This window comes from Virgibacillus sp. GM2-2, from assembly GCF_055329585.1.
In genome coordinates, this window is the sequence record NZ_JBUZWC010000008.1 from 94,153 (window position 1) to 115,039 (window position 20,887).

The following is a 20,887-nucleotide window of genomic DNA, read 5'->3' on the forward strand; positions in this document are numbered from 1 at the left end:
AGGGCTCTCCCCTTCATTATTTGTGTATACAGCTAACGAAAGGATGGATCTGGAATGCGTTGGTTAATTCTTGCTCTATTGATCGTTCCTGCAATGGAAATAGGTATTTTTATATGGGCAGGTGGCATTATTGGACCCTGGTGGGTTGTCTTTTTAATCATGCTGACTGGAATAGTTGGGGTTATGATTGCTAAAAAACAAGGTGCTGACACTTGGAGCCGCGCTAGACAATCGATGAACCATGGCCAACTTCCGGCAGAAGAAATTATTGATGGTATTTGCATTTTTGTTGGTGCAGTATTTTTATTCACTCCAGGATTTGTAACGGATACGGTAGGTTTTTTACTTGTACTGCCTGTTACTCGCATACCGTTTAAGAATCTTGTGCGTGAGTTCATTAAAAACAGAATGAACAACGCTACAATAATATACCGCAAATAAGTTGTATTAAGATCCTTTTATAAAAAGAAAGATTTGTTTAAATACGCCTGTTTGATAGAAAGCATTCCAAATAATTAGTATAAATGGGCTGATGAATAATCCTAACACTCCCCATATATTTAATCCAACAAACATGGTAAGCAACGTTGCTAGAGGGCTTATACCAATACTGGCCGATAGCAGCTTAGGTTCAATGATTTGCCTTGTCACAATAATCACAGCATATAAAATAGCTAGCTGAATCGTCATGGAATAATTACCAGTAATAAATAGATAGCAAATCCATGGAATAAAGATCACACCTGTTCCGATATAAGGAAGTAAATCTAGTAATGCTGCGAGAATTGCGATTGTCAAAGCATATTTCACGTCTAGAATGGTTAAGCCAACGTAAATAGAAATTGCTGTAATAAAAATAAGTACTACTTGTGCTTTAAAGAAACCTAGTATGGAGTTTTTAACATGTTTACTTACGTTTTTTACGATTGGCTTATTAATAAATGGAACCACTGACCCCATAACTCGTTGAAGCTGCATCCAATCTTTTGTAACTAGAAAAGTAGCAAATAGTGTAACGGTAAAAATAGTTAACGAGCTCGGTAAGATGGAAAGTGTTTCTGGGACTTTCAATAAAACGCCCTTTATAATCGCTGTTCCCGTAGATGTAACTTGATCTGTTATTTTTTCCAAGTTTTGGTTTATGGCTTGCTGCTGTGATGCGTCTAATGAATGAAATAATGCTGCTAGTTTATCGTACAATGGCAGTATTTTTGTGTGAAAAAATTCTTCACATAGTTTAACAAAGTCTTGAAAATGTGCGGGTAACCGATTGGCTAAAAACGTTGTTCCCTGAATTAATTCATTGACTACTACTGCTATCCCAAGTCCACATACAAATAAAAAAGTAGAAAGTACAATTAAGGTTGCTAGGGATCTTGGGAACTTCAATTTTGTCTCTAATATATTCACAGGTGGATTAAGAATAAATGCACATAGAATTGCAATAATAAAAGGGTAGAGATAAATGAAACTATATTTTGTAATAAAATACCCTGTTATTATGATTGTTAATACAAATAAGAATCGAAGTATGCGATCAATATAATGTATATACACACGTGTCACCCCATCAGATTCCATTCAATAATAGCTTGTCTTATCTTACATATGTTCCAAAATAACTGTTTAGACTTATATTTCTAAAAAATATTGGTGAAAATAATCGCTTTCAATTCACATTGGTTGGATTATACTTTATAATTGTCCATGGGGATGACAATGTATTTGTACGAATATTGTCAAACATAGTCATTAATTCATTAATGTATCCTAATTAAATGTGTAAAACTATAGAAAAAGGAGAGGGATGTTATGACAACAACTAAAGGTCTCGAAGGGGTTGTAGCAACTCAATCGTCAATTAGTTCGATTATAGATGATCAGCTAACGTATGTTGGTTATAAGATTGATGATTTAGCCGAGAATTCGAGTTTTGAAGAAGTAGTTTATTTACTATGGAATCTTAAACTACCAACAACATCTGAATTGAAATCATTTAAAGAAGAGCTAGCTTCCAACATGGCACTTCCAGATGCGGTAATCGAACATTTACGTTCATATGACTTATCAACGGTTCATCCAATGGCTGCATTACGTACTGCTATTTCATTACTTGGACTATATGATGAAGAAGCGGATGTTATGGAAGAAGAAGCAAATAAACGAAAAGCACTTCGTTTACAAGCTAAAATTGCAACAGTTGTAACTTCATTCGCACGTATCCGTAACGGCAAAGATCCAGTTAAGCCAAAGAAAGAACTTGGCTTCGCTGCTAACTTCCTATATATGTTAAATGGAGAAGAAGGAAAAGACACAGAAGTAGAAGCAGTAAATAAAGCACTTGTACTTCATGCTGATCACGAATTAAACGCTTCTACATTTACTGCACGTGTTTGTGTAGCTACATTGTCTGACATTTATTCTGGTGTTACAGCAGCAATTGGAGCATTAAAAGGTCCATTACACGGTGGAGCTAATGAACGAGTAATGAAAATGCTTAGCGAAATTGGAGAAGAAGATAACGCAATTCCTTACATTAAAGAAAAAATCGCTAACAAAGAAAAAATCATGGGTATGGGACATCGTGTTTATCAAAACGGAGATCCACGTGCAAAACACTTAAAACATATGTCGAAAGAGTTAACAAAGATTACTGGACAATCTAAATGGTATAATATGTCCGTTAAAATTGAAGATTTTATTAAAGAAGAAAAAGGATTGCCAGCGAATGTTGATTTCTATTCAGCTTCTGTATATCATAGCTTAGGAATTGACCACGATCTTTTCACACCTCTATTTGCAGTGAGTCGTGTGTCTGGCTGGTTAGCGCACATTCTTGAACAATATTCGAACAATCGTCTTATCCGTCCACGTGCTGAATATGTTGGACCAAAAACGCAAGAGTATGTTGCGATTGAAAACCGCGGATAATACGAAACGTGAAATTGGTGCTAAATATACAGTAGCCGGTTAATAGCCGGCTATTACTACGTTCGTCAAAATATGATAAAATAAATAAGTATGATCATGACTAGGAGGTATTTTTTATATGGCACAAGGAGAAAAAATTACAGTAGAAAATGGACAAATGAATGTTCCAGCACGTCCAATTATCCCATTCATCGAAGGGGACGGAATTGGTCCTGATATTTGGGCTGCAGCTAGTAAAGTAATCGAAGCGGCAGTTGAGAAAGCATACAATGGTGAAAAAGCTATTGAGTGGAAAGAAGTATTAGCTGGACAAAAGGCTTTTGATCAGACAGGTGAATGGCTACCATCAGAAACGCTTGATGTTATCCGTGACTACAAAATTGCAATTAAAGGACCACTTACTACACCAATCGGTGGCGGTATTCGTTCGTTAAATGTGGCACTTCGTCAAGAATTAGATTTATTCACTTGCCTACGCCCAGTACGTTATTTCAATGGTGTACCTTCACCAGTTAAACGTCCTGAAGATGTAGATATGGTAATCTTCCGTGAAAACACTGAGGACATTTATGCTGGTATCGAGTGGCAAAAAGGATCTGCGGAAGTTAAGAAAGTAATCGAATTTTTACAAAATGAAATGGGTGTACATAATATTCGTTTCCCTGAAACATCTGGTATTGGAATTAAACCAGTATCTGAAGAGGGAACAAAGCGTCTTGTACGCTCAAGCATTGAATATGCAATTAACGAAGGTCGTAAAAGTGTTACATTAGTGCATAAAGGTAATATCATGAAATTTACAGAGGGTGCATTCAAAGCTTGGGGATATGAAGTTGCTGAAGAGGAGTTCGGTGACAAGGTATTCACTTGGGCAGAATACGACCGCATTGTAGAAAAAGAAGGAAAAGATGCAGCGAATAAAGCGCAGGACGAAGCAATTAGTGCTGGTAAAATTCTAGTAAAAGACTCTATCGCTGATATTTTCTTACAACAAATCCTAACTCGTCCAGATGAGTTTGATGTTGTTGCAACAATGAACTTAAACGGTGATTATGTTTCTGATGCGTTAGCTGCACAAGTTGGTGGAATTGGAATCGCTCCAGGAGCTAATATTAATTTTGAAACTGGTCATGCGATCTTTGAAGCTACACACGGTACTGCACCTAAATATGCAGGGCTTGACAAAGTTAACCCATCATCCGTTATCCTTTCTGCTGTTCTTATGCTTGAGCATTTAGAATGGAGAGAAGCTGCAGATTTAATTGCAAAAGCAATGGATAAGACAATCGCTTCTAAAGTTGTAACATACGACTTTGCACGTCTAATGGATGGTGCAACAGAAGTGAAATGTTCTGAGTTTGGTCAAGAACTAATTAAAAATATGGACTAATTAGTAAGAAAGGGGATTTTTATGGGTATTAAGCGCAAAAAGATTTCCGTAATTGGTTCTGGTTTTACCGGAGCTACAACAGCATTAATGGTTGCACAAAAAGAACTTGGAGATGTAGTGTTAGTTGATATTCCAAATATGGAAGACCCTACAAAAGGAAAAGCTCTTGATATGTTAGAAGCTGGTCCTATCCAAGGATTTGATGCGAAAATTACTGGAACTGCAAACTATGAGGAAACAAAAGATTCTGATTTAGTAATTATTACAGCAGGAATTGCGCGTAAACCGGGCATGAGTCGTGATGACTTAGTGAACACAAATGCTAAAATCATGAAATCTGTTGCAGGAGAAATTGCGAAATATGCCCCAGACTCTATTATTGTCGTATTGTCAAACCCAGTAGATGCAATGACCTACACCGCTTTTAAAGAATCTGGATTTCCGAAAGAACGTGTTATCGGTCAATCTGGTGTACTTGACACTGGACGATTCCGTACTTTTATTGCACAGGAATTAAATCTTTCTGTAAAAGATATTACAGGTTTCGTTCTAGGTGGACACGGCGATGATATGGTTCCACTAATCCGTTACTCTTACGCTGGTGGAATCCCATTAGAAAAACTAATTTCAAAAGATCGTCTAGATGCAATTGTTGAACGTACACGTAAAGGTGGCGGTGAAATTGTTGGTCTACTAGGAAATGGTAGTGCATATTACGCACCAGCTGCTTCTTTGACTGTAATGGCTGAAGCTATCCTTAAGGATCAACGACGTGTGATTCCAGCAATCGCATATCTTGATGGAGAATATGGATATTCCGATATCTACTTAGGTGTACCAACTATACTGGGTGGAAACGGAATTGAAGAAATCATCGAACTAGATCTAACCGATGAAGAAAAAGCTGCTTTGGATAAATCAGCAGATTCTGTTAAGAACGTTTTAGACGTCTTACAATAAATTAATGTAAAAACTCCTCCTTTCCATGCGGTCGGGAGGAGTTTTTAAATTGAGAGGTAAAAAATCTTTCAATTACCTTTCGATTTATCGACCGTTCTACTAGCTTAATTTAGTTGTGGATAGAAAAATGACCTATGATTTGATATAATAGTAAACGCTTACATATTTGGAGGTGGCAATAATGCTCGGGAAAAAGAGAAAACTGGGTCAAAAGATTAATGAATTACAAGTTGGGGATACCTATACTTCTGTTCATAGTATTGAGGATAAAGATTTATTATTATATCTAGGATTGACGAATGATGCAAATCCACTATACATTCAACATGATTATGCATCACAAACACCTTACAAACAACCAATTGTCCCATCGGTTATGTTATTTGGAATGATTTCATCTATTGTATCGATGCACTTGCCTGGTCCTGGTAGCCATATTATTTCTCAGGAAATAACGTATCCAAAACCGGCATTTCATAGTTCGGAGGTAACATTTACTATTGAAATAACCGAAATTAACAACGAAGAGCATTTTATTGTACTTTCAGTAGAAGGTTACAATACCGATGGGGGTTCAGTTATTACGGGGATACTTAAAGTTTGTCCGGCATACAAACCAAACTCGATCACAGCAAGTTCATTAGAGAATTTCTTTTAAATTAGAGAACTACCCCATTGCGGGTAGTTTTTTAATTAGAATAAATATGTATTTTTTGCTGGATATGTCGTATTATGTCGAACGATTTGTGTGAAAGTTTAAATTAAATAGGTACAAAGTATGAGTTTTTTTATTTGAAGACAGATTATAATTACTTTAATAAAAAGCCGTTGCCAAATCTAACCTGACAAGTCTCGTTTGGTACGGCTTTGGTATAATCCACAATCTTTAGAGAGATTGCTTAATAATTATAACATACATTATTGACTCTTTAAAAATGATTGATACGGATGAATTCTGCCAAGGAAGGAGAACGATTTAAGGAAGGGAGTATAAGTTGAGATGACTCAGTTTCGTTGGCAGTAATGATTGTTTTAGGAATAAATGTTTCTGCAGAAGAAACTAGTCCACAATTTGAACAGATTGATAATTCTTCAATTGACATACAAGATCCAGCAGTAACTGAATCAGATAACTTTATACCTAATTTTAAAGCAGATCCAGAAAATCTAGAAGTAGAAACGTATACGGATTCGTCCTTTGTAAGCAAAGAAACAGATTCACCAGACTATGCAAATGCATGTGGTTGTTATGGAGGTTCTTATTCTAATCCAGTAAAGGTTCCTACTAATGTTATTGATGTAAAGGGCATACCTTTGGAATATGCAATAATTCGTGGTAATTTCACAATCTTTAAGAAAAGCGGGTACCATTACTACACACAAAATGCTACGCAAAGTTGGTTTAACGCTGCGACTGGTACCTATGCAAAAACTGTATATAATGGTTTAGGTACATTTCTTCTTTATAGGGGTATTAACAAAATTCCATATGTATCTAAAATTTTTAATACATCTAGTGGAAAGACAATTTATAGTTATGAGTCCTTAAAATTAGCCTCTAGTACCATGATACAACATAATGCTCCAGTATGGGGGAAGATTGCATCGGCACCTGTTCCTAGTACTGGTACGAAAGAGGTAATAGTGTATATAAGCAGGACTGGAGCAGATTATTCGTGGCATAATCGAGCGCGTTTTGTTATTAAACCGGACAAATCAGTTTCTTATTCAACTTGGTATGTAAATTAACTTGGTTGTAGGGGGCTAAGTATAAAATATTTTAGTCCCCTTCTACTATAGAAGTATACGGAGGTCGCCATGGTGGATCTAAAGGAAATTATTAATATCTTTTTTGTTTTAGTAGTATTCGTCATAATAAGAAGCTCCTTTGAAAACAAAAAGCTATTTGTTCTACATAATCTAATCGAAATTCTTTTAGCTACATTAGTGATAGTACTATGTATAACAGTAACAAGAGTTTTGTTCAACTAGTCTAGCTCATTAGTCAGTCTTCTTTACTTCATAAATACTGGGGTCGCCATGGTAAATCTAAAGGAAATTATTAATATTTTCTTTGTTGTGGTTGGGTTCATTTTACTAAGAAACTTAGATAAAAAAACAAAAAGGTTTTTGTTCCATTTAAATTTATTGAAATAATTATAATAACGGCAATTATAGTAATATGCTTATCAGTAGGAAGAATTCTGTTTAATTAAGTAGGCAGTATTTATAGAAAAAGTAAAAAGATTTCTGTTCCAACTAGGATTGTAAATTTTATTTTACAATCCTCCATGTTCCCTTCTTTCGTTGTTCCATGTACTATAGTAGGTAGTAGAGTACAGTTAGGAAATGAGGGAATTGTTAATGGGAGAAAAAATTCTTATTGTAGATGATGAAGTATCGATTGTGACATTACTTACGTATAATATGGAACAGTCAGGCTTTGAAACAGATTACGCATACGATGGACTGGAAGCAATTAAAAAAGTAAGAAAGTCTCATTTTGATTTAATAATACTCGACTTAATGCTACCTGAGATGGATGGGATGGAGGTATGTAAATATCTTCGAGAGAATAAAATCGATACGCCAATTTTAATGTTAACTGCTAAGGATGACGAGGTTGATAAAATTCTAGGGCTAGAGCTAGGTGCCGACGATTATTTAACGAAACCTTTTAGTCCAAAAGAAGTGATCGCGAGAACGAAGGCAATCATGAGACGTTCCGGAAAAACACGTAAAACCTCAAACTCCTCCATGAAAATTGGAGATTTAATCATTTATCCTGAGCGTTATGAAGCTGAAATGTTCGGTGAAACGATTACATTTACACGTAAAGAATTTGAGTTGTTACATTATCTTGCAGAACATGTTGGAAATGTGCTATCTCGTGATCAATTGTTGAGTGCAGTTTGGAATTACGATTTTGCAGGTGATACACGAATTGTTGATGTCCATGTTAGTCACTTACGAGAAAAAGTTGAGCCGGATTCAAAAAAACCTACTTACATTAAGACTGTTCGTGGACTTGGATATAAGATGGAGGAGCCGATATAATGCGCTACATTTTTAAGAAACCTCTAAGTTCTTATGTAATTGGTATCTTATTAATTGTCATACTAACAGGGGTTACGATTAGTCAAATCACCTCGGATTATATCATTTTATTTTCGGTTTTAATTGTTGAATTTATTGTGTTATTACTTATGTTACTTCATATTTTTGATAAGTATATGAAGCCAATTCGAAAAGCTACAAAAACAGTAAATGAGTTAGTGAAAGGAAACTATCGCGCCCGATTACACCACAGTTCGAGTGGGATGGTTGGTGAGTTAAGCAATAAGATAAATATTCTAGCTAGAAATTTGAGTGAGTTGACTATTCAAGAAGATATGCATGAGAAGCAGCTCAGAACGGTTATTGACAATACAGAAAGCGGACTCGTGTTAATCGATGAAAAAGGATATATTCATTTAGTCAATCGTAAATTTATAACATTATTTGGGGATAAGGATTATAAAGGATATCTTTACTATGAAGTATTAGAAAATGAGAATATTCATCAATTGGTACAACAAACCTTTCTTTACGAAGAAAACGTAAAGGAATCATTTACACAAATCATTGATTTTGACAAAAAGTACATTCAGATAATTGGCGCTCCAATATTTAATGAGAAAAATATTTTAAAAGGTGCTGTTTTAGTTTTTTACGATATTACTGAATTAAAAAAGCTAGAATTAATGCGAAAAGACTTTGTAGCAAACGTTTCGCATGAACTGAAGACTCCAATAACTTCCATTAAAGGATTTGCTGAAACGCTGCTAGAAAATAAAGAAACCAATCCAGAGGTAATTGAACGCTTTCACCAAATTATTTATGATGAGAGTGATCGCTTACAAACATTGATCAAAGATTTGTTAACACTTTCTAAAATTGAAAAAGAGGATTTTATAGTAAAGTTAACCAACGTTAATATGGAAAGGCTTGTAGATGAAATATTAGCAGTTATTGGTTTACAATTAGAAAAGAAAAAACTCCAGATTACGGTTAACATTGAAGACGGACTCGAGCTCAGAGCTGATCGTGACCAGGTGAAGCAAGTTTTATTAAATCTACTTGCAAATGCTATTAGTTATACACCAGAGAACGGTGAAATTTTTCTTAACGTTGAAAAGGAAGAAGATTACGTGCATATTTCTGTAAAAGATACCGGAATCGGTATCAATAAAGAGGCTATTCCGCGTTTATTTGAACGATTTTACCGTGTAGATAAAGCAAGAAGTAGGAATACTGGTGGTACAGGATTAGGGCTCGCGATTGTCAAACATATCGTTGAAGCACATAAAGGAAAGGTAACCGTTGAGAGTACCGTTAATGAAGGGTCTACCTTCCATGTTTACATTCCTACTAACATAAACTAAATAAGCTGATCAACATTTTAATAGGTGTTGATCAGTTTTTTTGCACTATATTGTTAGTTTTTCTGTTTTTCCTTTATACTAATAGTAATACATAAATTGAGTTGAAATTGCCAAAAAAGGGAGGCGTAAACATGTCGAATAAACTTGTATTAATTGATGGGAATAGTATTATTTATCGTGCATTTTTTGCATTACCTCTTTTGAATAATGATAAAGGTGTATATACTAACGCTGTTTATGGATTTACAACCATGCTTTTACGTATTTTAGAAGAGGAAAAACCAACACATCTATTAGTTGCGTTCGACGCTGGTAAAACGACGTTCCGACATGAAACATATAAGGAATATAAAGGTGGACGTCAGAAAACACCACCAGAGCTATCGGAACAATTTCCACTTCTTAAGGAATTACTAGATGCATTTGATATTTCACATTACCAATTGGAACAATATGAGGCAGATGATATCATAGGAACGCTTTCCAAAAATGGTAAAGACGAAAAGTGGGAAGTTACTGTCATTTCAGGTGATAAGGACTTACTTCAGCTCGTATCCGATCATGTTACTGTCAACCTGACAAAAAAAGGGATAAGTGATATTGAATCGTATACGCCAAAGTTTTTAAAAGAAAAAATGGAAATTACACCTGAGCAGGTAATCGAACTGAAAGCATTGATGGGAGATAGCTCGGATAATATTCCAGGTGTTCCAGGTGTCGGACAAAAAACAGCAACAAAGCTCTTAAAACAATTTCAAACGTTGAGTGGAGTTTATGACAATTTAGATGATGTAAGTGGGAAAAAATTAAAAGAAAAATTGGAAAATCATAAAGATGAGGCATTCATGAGTCGGGAGCTTGTAACCATCGATACAAACTCTCCAATTGAAATTGGATTAAAAGATATTGCCTATAATGGTTATCAATCGAATAAAGTCAGTGCTATTTTTAAGGACCTTGGCTTTCAATCTTTGTTAAATCGGATTGATGGTGAGGAAAATGAAAATGAAGAACAGGAATCCATGAAGGAAATTGATTATGAAATAGTGGATAACGTAACAAAAGATTTCTTTACTGGAAACGAATCATTAGTAGTAGAAATGCTGCAGGATAACTATCATAAGGCAAAAATAGAAGGATTTGGAATTGCGAATGAAGAAAAAGCATTTTTTATTCCAACAGATGTTGCACTAAAATCGGACGCCTTTAAAGAATGGGCAACAGATCCGAAACAAGAAAAGTATCTGTTTGATGCAAAGGCCGCATTAGTTGCCTTTTTAAACCAAGAAGTAGACTTAAAAGGTTGCACATTTGATATGCTACTTGCTTCCTATTTGTTGAATCCTTCAGAAAATCATCATGACATTCCGGCAATTAGTAACAGACTCGGTAAGAATATGGTTTTGTTCGATGAAGAAGTGTACGGGAAAGGTGCGAAACAGGCTGTTCCCAATTTGGACAAGTTATCCGAGCATATCGCTCGAAAAGCACGAGTGTTATTTGATTTAAAGCAGGAAATGGAAAATGAATTAGAAGAAAATGAGCTTTTTGAATTGTACAAAGAACTAGAAATGCCGCTAGCTCTTATCCTGGGTGATGTAGAGCACACTGGGGTGCAAGTTGATATTGATCGATTAAAGGAAATGCGTGAAGAATTAAAGAAACGTTTAGATGAAATTGAAGCAGATATATATGAACTTGCAGGAGAAAAATTTAACATAAATTCCCCGAAGCAATTGGGACCAATTTTATTTGAAAAGCTGGAACTTCCAGTAATTAAAAAAACGAAAACAGGTTATTCCACTGCAGCAGATGTTTTGGAACAATTGGAGGATAAACATGACATCATTCCAAAGCTACTACTATATCGTCAATTAGGTAAATTACAGTCAACGTATCTGGAAGGTTTATTAAAAGTAGTGGACAACAAAACAAAAAAGATTCATACGCGGTATAATCAAGCGTTAGCACAAACAGGTAGACTAAGCTCAGTTGACCCTAACCTACAAAATATTCCGATCCGATTAGAAGAAGGGCGGAAAATTAGACAAGCTTTTATTCCTTCACAGGAAGGCTGGATTATGTTTGCAGCTGATTATTCACAGATTGAACTTCGCGTACTTGCGCATATTGCTGAAGATGAAAAATTAATGGAAGCATTCACTAATGATTTGGATATACACACCAAAACCGCGATGGATGTTTTTCATGTGGAAGCGGATGAAGTAACCGCAAATATGAGACGCCAAGCGAAAGCAGTTAATTTTGGGATAGTTTATGGTATAAGTGATTACGGTTTATCACAAAGCCTAGGAATTACCCGAAAAGAAGCGAAAAAGTTTATTGACCGCTACTTAGAAAGTTACCCAGGTGTTCAAGCATATATGGATTCTAGTATACAGGATGCCAAACACCAAGGTTTCGTTTCGACCATTATGAATCGCCGTCGATATTTACCAGATATTAATAGCAGGAATTTTAATCTAAGAAGTTTTGCAGAACGAACAGCAATGAATACACCTATTCAAGGAAGCGCCGCAGATATCATCAAAAAAGCGATGATTGACTTATATGAGAAATTAAAGGATGAAAATCTACAAGCACGTATACTTTTACAGGTGCATGATGAACTGATTTTAGAGGCACCAAAAGAAGAGTTGGATAAACTGAAGGAAATTGTTCCGGAAGTCATGGAAAAAACGGTTTCTTTAAATGTTCCATTAAAAGTTGATTACGAGTATGGTGACAGTTGGTTCGATGCAAAGTAATAAGGAGAAAAAGACATGCCAGAATTACCAGAAGTGGAAACAGTTAAACAAACACTAAAACGCTTAGTAATGAATAAATCAATTGAGCGAGTTAACGTCTTTTGGCCCAATATTATTAAGCTACCAGATGATGTTGAGGAATTTAAAGAAATGCTACAAGGTCAAACAATAGTGGATATTCATCGAAAAGGTAAGTTTATTCTTTTCGAACTAACGGATTATACGTTGATTTCGCACTTACGTATGGAAGGAAAGTATAGTGTGCATCCCGTCGCTGATCCAGTTAAAAAACATACCCACGTTATCTTTACATTTTCCGATGGAGAAGAATTACGCTATAACGATGTCCGAAAATTTGGTACGATGCATGTGGTGAATAAGGGTGAAGAATTCTCGCAAAAACCGTTAAATCAGCTCGGCCCAGACCCTTTTGATAAAACCTTTACATTGGATTACTTTTATAAAAAGCTTCGAAAAACAGATCGAGTTATAAAAGCGGCGTTACTTGATCAATCTATCGTTGCCGGATTAGGAAATATTTATGTTGATGAAACATTATTTAAAGCAAAAATAAACCCGCTAAAAAAGGCAAATAAGCTGACAAGAAAAGAAGTGAAACGCATACAGGAAGAAGCAAAAACGACCTTACAGCATGCAATTGAACTTGGTGGTACAACGATCCGATCTTACACGAACAGCACAGGTGAAATGGGTATGTTCCAGCAAACATTGTATGTGTATGGTCAAGAAGATAACCCATGTAAAGATTGTGGAAAACCAATAGTTAAGTTAAAGGTTGGCGGACGTGGTACACACGTCTGTATGAACTGTCAAAAATAAGGAGTAATCAAGATGGCGTTAATAATCGGATTAACCGGAAGTATAGCGAGCGGTAAAAGTACCGTTTCATCCATGTTTGATGAATACCAAATTCCTGTTGTAGATGCGGATAAGATAGCTCGTGAAGTCGTCGAACCAGGAGAGAAAGCATATACGCTTATTGTTGATACATTCGGTGAAGAAATCTTACTTGAGGATCGATCAATAGACCGGAAAAAACTGGGGACAATTATTTTTCCTAACAAAGAAAAACGGGATCAACTAAACGCAATCGTTCATCCAGCAGTACGTGAAAAAATGCTGAACCAACGAAATGAACATGTTGATAATGGTGCAAAATGTGTTGTATTAGACATTCCATTGCTATTTGAAAGTAAGCTTACGCACTTTGTAGATAAAACATTAGTTGTATATGTAAATAAGGATACCCAACTTGAACGGTTAATGAATCGTGACAACTCTACCAAAGAAGAAGCAAATTCTAGAATCAACTCGCAACTCTCCATGGATGAGAAAGCTGACTTAGCAGACGCAATTATCGATAATAACGGTTCAATCGAGCAAACGAAAAACCAATTGGACAAACTATTAAAGGAATGGAAAATTCAATAGCTACAAGACCGGATATAGACGTTTCGTCTATATCCATATTTTTGTAACAAAATTTAAGCACATTCCCGTTATAATATGTTATACTATTTATTAGATAAAGCTAAAAAGTATAACCTATTGTAGGAGGACTTATCATGAATAAAACTCGAATTGCGATAAATGGATTTGGTCGAATTGGACGAATGGTCTTTCGCCAAGCTATTAAAGATAATGAATTAGATGTTGTAGCAGTTAATGCAAGCTATCCTCCAGAAACACTTGCACATTTAATTAAATATGATAGCGTACATGGTATTTTTGATGGAGAAGTGAAAGCGCTTCAGGATAGTCTTGAGGTAGATGGTAAAGAAATTAAGCTTGTAAGCAGTCGTGAGCCTGAAAAGTTACCATGGAAAGAGTTAAATATAGATGTTGTAATTGAAGCAACAGGTAAGTTTAATAGTAAGGAAGGTGCTGGACTTCATCTTCAGGCTGGAGCGAAGAAAGTTGTGATTACAGCTCCAGGTAAAAATGTGGATAATACAATTGTAATGGGTGTCAATCATGAAACGTATGACCCTGAAAAAGAAGATGTTATTTCCAATGCTTCTTGTACAACAAACTGTTTAGCACCTGTTGTCAAGGTTCTTGATGATAATTTTAAAATCGTAAATGGTCTTATGACAACCGTGCACGCATTTACGAACGACCAGCAAAATTTAGATAACCCACATAAAGATTTACGTCGTGCGCGTGGATGTACGCAGTCCATTATCCCCACGTCCACTGGAGCAGCTAAGGCATTGGGGCTAGTTTTACCACACCTAAATGGTAAACTACATGGTATGGCTTTACGTGTACCTACTCCGAATGTTTCATTAGTGGACCTTGTAATCGATGTGGAAAAATCAGTATCTGCTGAAGAAGTAAACCAAGCATTCCAAAACGCTTCATCTGATAAACTAAATGGAATTGTAAAATATAGTGATGAACCATTAGTTTCTATTGATTACACAACTACGGAATATTCAGCAATTGTTGATGGATTGTCAACGATGGTTATGGAAGATAATAAAATAAAAGTATTAGCTTGGTATGACAACGAGTGGGGCTATTCAAACCGTGTTGTTGATCTAACCAAATACGTTGGAAGCTTTTTAAAAGAAGAAGTAAACGTTTCTTAATAAAGGAAACCTCAGAAGGTACAATTACCTTCTGAGGTTTTTTGTCTAATTATTTGAGTGGTTCATATTATCTTAATGATGAAGCGACTTTGGCAAGTTCTTTTTTATCAAATATATATTTGGTCTTACTAGTTGCGTTCTCTTTATGAATAGTTCCTGCGACTATAGTGTAAGATAGTCCATCCTGTTGCCAAGAAAGAAATTGTTTTATTCCATTGTTCATATATTTTGCTAAGGTACCATTTTTAAGTTTAACTGTTTGTAATTCATATTTATCGCTAAAAGTGGTGACGTTACCATTAACTACCTGTACTTCAATGAACTTCCCTTCATCCTTGCTTATATAATGAGTGTGAAACTGTTTTTTATCTGCTGCAAAGTCTGAAACCTGCCCACGTACCTTTCCTAATTCAAACGGTAATTCAGTAGGAGATTTAATCTTGTCTTTAAATGGTATTTTTTCTAGAGCGGAATTTATTGATTCCAATCCCTTGGAAGCTACTTGTAATTCATTATCATTTGCCCCCACTGTACTTGGTGAATCTGTCCAATATGAATATCCAATTCCTGCAAAAATTCCTAAGGTAATAGTTAACACTACTCCTAATGTTATTTTTTTTATATTCAATTTATTCACCCTTTCTATAATTGAAAATATAATTAACTAATTTGAAATGTAAAACTGACTTGCATGTGTATAGGTTTGACAATCTGTTGACAAGTAGCAACCAGAATCGTTTGCGTTCTGAATGTAAAGATTTGTTGTTGGTCTGCCACCACTTTCTGCATGGTAACCTGTATTATAAGAGGTGAATATACTAACAACACTATGATTTGATAGATAACTACCATAATAATCATTATTTCTATAATAGGTACTATGATAATTATCATTTATGAGATAGTACGTATAGACTGGATTACCCCTATAAACATCAGGATACCATCTAGTTCTTGAAAAATATATGTTGTACGGATCTTGAGGAGTAAAAGTGTCCCATAAATCATTAGTAAAGTATGTTACACTATCTGATGCCACTCCACTATTAATGCAATTTCTCGAGTCGTTTACTGGAGTACTACAACTTTCGTACCATGTTGAGCCACTAATAGTATAGTTTGACAAAGTAAAAGTAACAATAAAAATTGTACCTAACAGGCATACATAAAAATTTTTACTCATATGATCCTATAGATTTTTATCCACTATTATAATTTTGCTCTGTCCAGTAAGCGGGTTATAGGTTAGTACCAATCTAGTTATATTATAAACAATATTCACATAATTGTGTATTGAAGAAATACCTTTCGATACAGCCATTAATTGAGCTTTCAGGAAATTATTTTCATGATAAGTATAGTATTTTAAAAAAAGTGTATAAATTTTTTGACATTGATAAAATTTTCTTGTTATTACATGATTACTTACGATATAAAACTAATTTTTCTCAACATTTGCATCCTAATCTGTTATACTTAAGATACGGGAGTTGTTATTATTTTCATAAATTTACTGAGGTGATTATCTTGAGAAATGATATAGGAAGCCTTATTAAATACAAAAGGTTAGAAAAGAATTTAACCCAAAAGGAATTGAGCAAAGAAATATGCACAGTTTCTTATTTGAGTAAGATTGAAAATATGAAAGTTGCTGCGAATAAAAACATAATAAATTTGTTATGTAAAAAGTTAGATATAAATCTTAATGCAAATTTTTCTATTGATGGATATGAAATTGATAAAAGACTAGAGTTATGGTATGAAAAGTTGTTTGAGGAGGAGGATAATTCAATTGAAAATGTATATGAACTAAAGGATATTTGTGAAAATGCCTCCACACCAAATAACTTAAAATTTAACGTCGTTTATTCTTTATATCTAATAAAGAATAAAGATTTTGCGAGTGCGAGTTTGATATTGGAAAACCTAAAAAAAGTAATAAATCCTATATATGACAGAATTTACTTTCTTTATTCAAATATTTTAATGCTTTTAAATAATATTAAAAAAGAGTATAAAAACGCAATTAAAATAGGTTTAAATTTATTAAATCTTACACACCTTGAAAAAATTGCAAACAAAGCTGAGGTTGGCCTTCTATATTACAATATTGCAATAAACTATAATAAAGTCTTAAAATACGAAAGATCAATATATTATTCTAAAATTTCATTGGAGATATTTAATGCTAATTATACATATAATAGATGTATAGATTGCCAAATATTATTAGCTAATTCCTATAGTAGAATTGGTGACACAGTATCATCATTAAACTCGTTGGAACTCGCTAAAAAACTTGTTAAACATATTCGTAACAATGAAAAAGACAGATATATAGCAAGAATAAAACATTATATTGGTTACAATTATGAGATTAATAACGATTTTCAGCAAGCTATTGAATTTTATGAGAGTAGCATAAAATATAATATTAATCACTATATAATAGAAACAATGATTAATCTTATTAGAACAAACATTATCATAAAAAATAAAAAAGCAGCATCACAATGGTTAAAGTATGCATATGACCTTTCGAAAAGTGAGTTCCCTCAAATAGCTATCCTACACATTTATAAATGCATTCTCCAAAAGAAAGAAACCAGTTTCACAGATATCTTAAAGTTACAAGAAAATACTATTAATAAATTTGTAGAAATGAAGGATTGGGATTTGGTAAGTCAATATTCACAGATTATAGCTGAATTATTTGAATACCATAACCATTATAAAAATGCTAATGAAATGAATAAACTATCACTTATTGCATTTCATCACAGAAGCAAACCATTAGGAATATAAAAGACAATAAAAATAATATACAATGAAGTCAGCGTACATTATGTGATTGAGTGGTTTGATTTCTTTTCAAATATCATTCAAAAACTTATTGCAAAAAAGGACTAAACAGTTTATACTTTTTTGTGTACTTCTTTCATATGCTATAAATAAGACCTACTTAAAGGGTTAGGACCTCTTTGGACTAACTTTCCCCCGTGGTATGGTGATGGTACAAAAGAAGTGCTAAATAATATTTCTAGGGGGAAATACAATGGATACAATGGGAAGACACGTTATTGCGGAATTATGGGATTGTAATATAGATAAATTGAATGATATGGGCTTAATTGAGCGCACATTTGTAGATGCAGCGTTAAAAGCTGGTGCTGAAATTCGTGAGGTTGCGTTTCATAAGTTTGCACCACATGGTGTAAGTGGCGTAGTTATTATTTCGGAATCACATTTGACCATCCATAGCTTTCCAGAGCATGGCTATGCAAGTATTGATGTATATACTTGTGGGGATATTATTGATCCAAATGTTGCTGCCGAACATATCGCTAGTTCTTTAGAAGCAAAGACTTACGAAAAAGTGGAAGTACCGCGCGGAATGGGTCCAGTTAAAGTAAAACAATTTCAAGCATTATAAAATAGATTATTATAAAAGCTGGTATGACTTATCTTACAAGTCATACCAGCTTTTTTCTATTAGTCCTTATGGAAAAATCATGTTAAAATATAGATACTATTTATTATTTAGGCGGGGTGCGAAAAATGTCGATCAAACAATCAGTGGCTAAATACTTAAATAATCACGCTGAAACAAGTGATGACCATTTAAACCCTGCACTTCAAACACATTATTATAAAACGACAAAAGAAAAAGCGTTAAAAACGATTGAAGATGTACTCGCAACCATGCAAGGTTATTCTATTCATTCCATTTCAAAGGAACACGGAGAGATTGGCCTTTATTATAAAAAGTCGTTTATTATTATCACAGTAATTTCGATTCGACCGTATCGTACTGCAATAGATTTTTCGGTAACGACTGAGTCACTATTACCGTTTGATTTTGGCGTAAGTACGAAAATAATTGAGAATTTATATAGGAAATTTGATGAAAGTTTACCATCTATTCATACCTAAAATAGAAAACGAGGTGGAACGGAATGCGCTGTCCCAATTGTGATTACAGAAGTACAAAGGTGCTTGACTCAAGACCAATAGAAGAAGGTAAATCGATTAGACGAAGAAGAGAATGTGAACAATGTGCATTTCGCTTCACAACGTTCGAAAGAATTGAAGCAGTGCCGTTAATCGTCGTAAAGAAAGAAGGAGCACGGCAAGAATTTAGTAGGGAAAAGTTAGTTCGTGGGTTGATTAAAGCTTGTGAAAAACGACCTGTTCCTACAGATACGATTGAATCAATTGCGCTTGATGTAGAAAAAAAGCTACGCGACACTGGTGTATCAGAAGTAGAAAGTAAAGAAATAGGAGAAATGGTAATGGATCGGTTAGCAAAAGTAGATGAGGTAGCCTATGTCCGATTTGCTTCCGTCTATCGCCAATTCAAAGATATAAGCGTCTTTCTTGATGAATTAAAAGATTTAATTAAGACAGATAAAAGTTGAAGGAGAAATGGGTTATGGAGGATATTGGAAAAATACTGCCGGTGGATGGATATGTTGTGCTGCAAAAAAAGAGTCTGCCAGTAGACTTTGACAAAGCAATGACCCATTTATACCAACCATTAATTGGTATTGAAGCAGTGTCCCTTTACATGACATTGTTACACGAGTTGGATATTCAACAAGGTGAAGCACAAACACACCACACGCTAATGAATTATTTGGACTTACCACTTAATCATATTTATCGTGCTAGGTTGAAACTAGAAGGGATTGGTTTATTAAAAACCTACCAAAAAACGTATAATGAACAGACGATCTTTACGTATGAGTTACTTGCTCCTTTCTCACCTGAAACGTTTTTTCTAGATGAAATGCTAGCTCAATTACTCTATCATCATATTGGAGAAGATAAGTATAAACTGTTAAAAAAACGTTATGTCATGCAACATCACGATCAAAAAGGTGAAAATATAACCGTACTATTTAGTGAGGTATTTCAAACCTTTCATCCAAATAACCAGCCGGTAGATATAACTGAGTATTCAAATCGAAATGATGAAATAGAAACACAGGTTGTTGATTTTACATGGATACAAAAGATGCTAGAACAACGTATGATCCCTACCAAAAGTATTCTTACAGCTACCAATAAACGGTTAATTGTGCAAATGATGCAGCTGTATGATTTGGAATCACATGAAATAGAAAAAGGCATAATGTGGGCGCTTTCTGATGAAAATACGTTACATACAGAAGAATTCAAAAATGCCTGTCACGATCTATTTAAATCAAAGTATAACACTGCAACTATTCGATTAGCTGAGAAAGAAGAGTCAAAAGAAAGTAAACAAACAAAAACTGTTCCGCAAACTCAAGAGGAACATCTAGTACAGGAATTAGAAACGATATCACCAAAGCAGTTATTGGAAGACCTTTCGAGTGGAAATCATGCTTCAGAACAAGATATGCGTGTAATCCGAGAAGTCATGACTACACAAGGACTACCTTCGCCGGTAATGAACGTACTAATTCATTTTGTGCTACTTCAATCAAATATGAAACTATCAAAAGCGTATTTAGAAAAAATTGCTAGTCATTGGTCAAGAGCCAACCTGAAAACAGCAAAAGAAGCGATGGTCTTTGCTAAAAAAGAAAGAAATCGATACCAACAGAAAAGTTCAACTAGCAATAAATCTTCGTTCGCTAAAAGTTATTCAAATGAAGTTATACCAGATTGGTTTAAGGATCGCAAAAAAAATAAAGTAAAAGAAATGCCTAAAACTAATTCGATAGATGCTGCTAAAGAGCAAGCAGAGATGGAAGAACTATTGAAAAAGATATCAAGTAGCAACAAAAAATAATCATTTCCAAGGATGATGGC

General features: G+C 34.5%; 20 protein-coding genes. 17 read left to right on the forward strand and 3 right to left on the reverse strand.

From position 1 onward, the window contains the following. The first annotated feature begins 54 nt into the window (after window positions 1-54). Window positions 55-441, forward strand: a complete 387-nt coding sequence (locus ACY9Z2_RS11400; protein ID WP_463609763.1) for an FxsA family protein — start codon at window positions 55-57, stop codon at window positions 439-441. 6 nt (window positions 442-447) lie between these two features. Here ACY9Z2_RS11400 and ytvI read toward each other — a convergent pair whose 3' ends face one another. Beyond that, entirely contained in the window at window positions 448-1,557 is a 1,110-nt protein-coding gene (gene ytvI / locus ACY9Z2_RS11405; protein WP_463609764.1) for a sporulation integral membrane protein YtvI, read from the reverse strand. Window positions 1,558-1,812: 255 nt separating this feature from the next. Between ytvI and citZ the strand changes: the two genes are divergently transcribed. The 11 genes from citZ to ACY9Z2_RS11460 all read left to right on the forward strand — a co-directional run bounded on the left by citZ (window position 1,813) and on the right by ACY9Z2_RS11460 (window position 15,088). Beyond that, window positions 1,813-2,931, forward strand: a complete 1,119-nt coding sequence (gene citZ / locus ACY9Z2_RS11410) for a citrate synthase (protein WP_463609765.1) — start codon at window positions 1,813-1,815, stop codon at window positions 2,929-2,931. A 118-nt stretch (window positions 2,932-3,049) separates the two neighbouring features. Beyond that, on the forward strand, window positions 3,050-4,321 hold the full coding sequence (icd, locus tag ACY9Z2_RS11415) for an NADP-dependent isocitrate dehydrogenase (RefSeq protein WP_463609766.1): 1,272 nt from the start codon (window positions 3,050-3,052) through the stop codon (window positions 4,319-4,321). A 21-nt stretch (window positions 4,322-4,342) separates the two neighbouring features. Then, window positions 4,343-5,281 carry a malate dehydrogenase gene (gene mdh, locus ACY9Z2_RS11420; protein ID WP_463609767.1) on the forward strand — a complete coding sequence of 313 codons (939 nt, stop codon included), beginning with the start codon at window positions 4,343-4,345 and terminating at the stop codon, window positions 5,279-5,281. A gap of 181 nt (window positions 5,282-5,462) precedes the next feature. Continuing rightward, entirely contained in the window at window positions 5,463-5,939 is a 477-nt protein-coding gene (locus tag ACY9Z2_RS11425; protein WP_463609768.1) for a MaoC/PaaZ C-terminal domain-containing protein, read from the forward strand. Between the two features lie 356 nt (window positions 5,940-6,295). Next, entirely contained in the window at window positions 6,296-7,030 is a 735-nt protein-coding gene (locus tag ACY9Z2_RS11430; protein WP_463609769.1) for a hypothetical protein, read from the forward strand. A gap of 615 nt (window positions 7,031-7,645) precedes the next feature. Then, the gene (locus ACY9Z2_RS11435; RefSeq protein WP_463609770.1) at window positions 7,646-8,338 is read left to right on the forward strand and encodes a response regulator; all 693 of its coding nucleotides are present in this window, start codon (window positions 7,646-7,648) and stop codon (window positions 8,336-8,338) included. Continuing rightward, window positions 8,338-9,705 (forward strand): two-component system histidine kinase PnpS, encoded by a 1,368-nt coding sequence (gene pnpS, locus ACY9Z2_RS11440; RefSeq protein ID WP_463609771.1) that lies wholly within the window; start codon window positions 8,338-8,340, stop codon window positions 9,703-9,705. The genes ACY9Z2_RS11435 and pnpS overlap by 1 nt, the downstream gene beginning before the upstream one ends. A gap of 131 nt (window positions 9,706-9,836) precedes the next feature. Next, complete coding sequence (gene polA, locus ACY9Z2_RS11445; RefSeq protein ID WP_463609772.1) at window positions 9,837-12,473, forward strand: DNA polymerase I; 2,637 nt, start codon at window positions 9,837-9,839, stop codon at window positions 12,471-12,473. A 15-nt stretch (window positions 12,474-12,488) separates the two neighbouring features. Then, entirely contained in the window at window positions 12,489-13,313 is an 825-nt protein-coding gene (gene mutM, locus ACY9Z2_RS11450) for a DNA-formamidopyrimidine glycosylase (RefSeq protein WP_463609773.1), read from the forward strand. A 12-nt stretch (window positions 13,314-13,325) separates the two neighbouring features. Then, window positions 13,326-13,925, forward strand: a complete 600-nt coding sequence (gene coaE, locus ACY9Z2_RS11455; RefSeq protein WP_463609774.1) for a dephospho-CoA kinase — start codon at window positions 13,326-13,328, stop codon at window positions 13,923-13,925. A 134-nt stretch (window positions 13,926-14,059) separates the two neighbouring features. Then, window positions 14,060-15,088, forward strand: coding sequence for a glyceraldehyde-3-phosphate dehydrogenase (locus tag ACY9Z2_RS11460; protein WP_463609775.1), 1,029 nt, complete (start codon window positions 14,060-14,062; stop codon window positions 15,086-15,088). A 67-nt stretch (window positions 15,089-15,155) separates the two neighbouring features. Here the strand turns inward: ACY9Z2_RS11460 and ACY9Z2_RS11465 are convergent, their stop codons facing one another. Next, window positions 15,156-15,716 (reverse strand): hypothetical protein, encoded by a 561-nt coding sequence (locus ACY9Z2_RS11465; RefSeq protein ID WP_463609776.1) that lies wholly within the window; start codon window positions 15,714-15,716, stop codon window positions 15,156-15,158. Between the two features lie 36 nt (window positions 15,717-15,752). Further along, on the reverse strand, window positions 15,753-16,127 hold the full coding sequence (locus ACY9Z2_RS11470; RefSeq protein ID WP_463609777.1) for a hypothetical protein: 375 nt from the start codon (window positions 16,125-16,127) through the stop codon (window positions 15,753-15,755). A gap of 488 nt (window positions 16,128-16,615) precedes the next feature. Between ACY9Z2_RS11470 and ACY9Z2_RS11475 the strand changes: the two genes are divergently transcribed. From ACY9Z2_RS11475 to ACY9Z2_RS11495, 5 genes are all read left to right on the forward strand, one after another. Then, window positions 16,616-17,893, forward strand: coding sequence for a helix-turn-helix domain-containing protein (locus ACY9Z2_RS11475; protein ID WP_463609778.1), 1,278 nt, complete (start codon window positions 16,616-16,618; stop codon window positions 17,891-17,893). 250 nt (window positions 17,894-18,143) lie between these two features. Then, on the forward strand, window positions 18,144-18,521 hold the full coding sequence (gene speD, locus ACY9Z2_RS11480) for an adenosylmethionine decarboxylase (RefSeq protein WP_463609779.1): 378 nt from the start codon (window positions 18,144-18,146) through the stop codon (window positions 18,519-18,521). 143 nt (window positions 18,522-18,664) lie between these two features. Beyond that, window positions 18,665-19,021 carry a cytosolic protein gene (locus ACY9Z2_RS11485; protein WP_463609780.1) on the forward strand — a complete coding sequence of 119 codons (357 nt, stop codon included), beginning with the start codon at window positions 18,665-18,667 and terminating at the stop codon, window positions 19,019-19,021. Between the two features lie 23 nt (window positions 19,022-19,044). Continuing rightward, window positions 19,045-19,506, forward strand: coding sequence for a transcriptional regulator NrdR (gene nrdR / locus ACY9Z2_RS11490; protein ID WP_463609781.1), 462 nt, complete (start codon window positions 19,045-19,047; stop codon window positions 19,504-19,506). 14 nt (window positions 19,507-19,520) lie between these two features. Next, a complete protein-coding gene (locus ACY9Z2_RS11495; RefSeq protein ID WP_463609782.1) occupies window positions 19,521-20,867 on the forward strand; it encodes a replication initiation and membrane attachment family protein in 1,347 nt (448 codons plus the stop codon). Window positions 20,868-20,887: the final 20 nt, after the last annotated feature.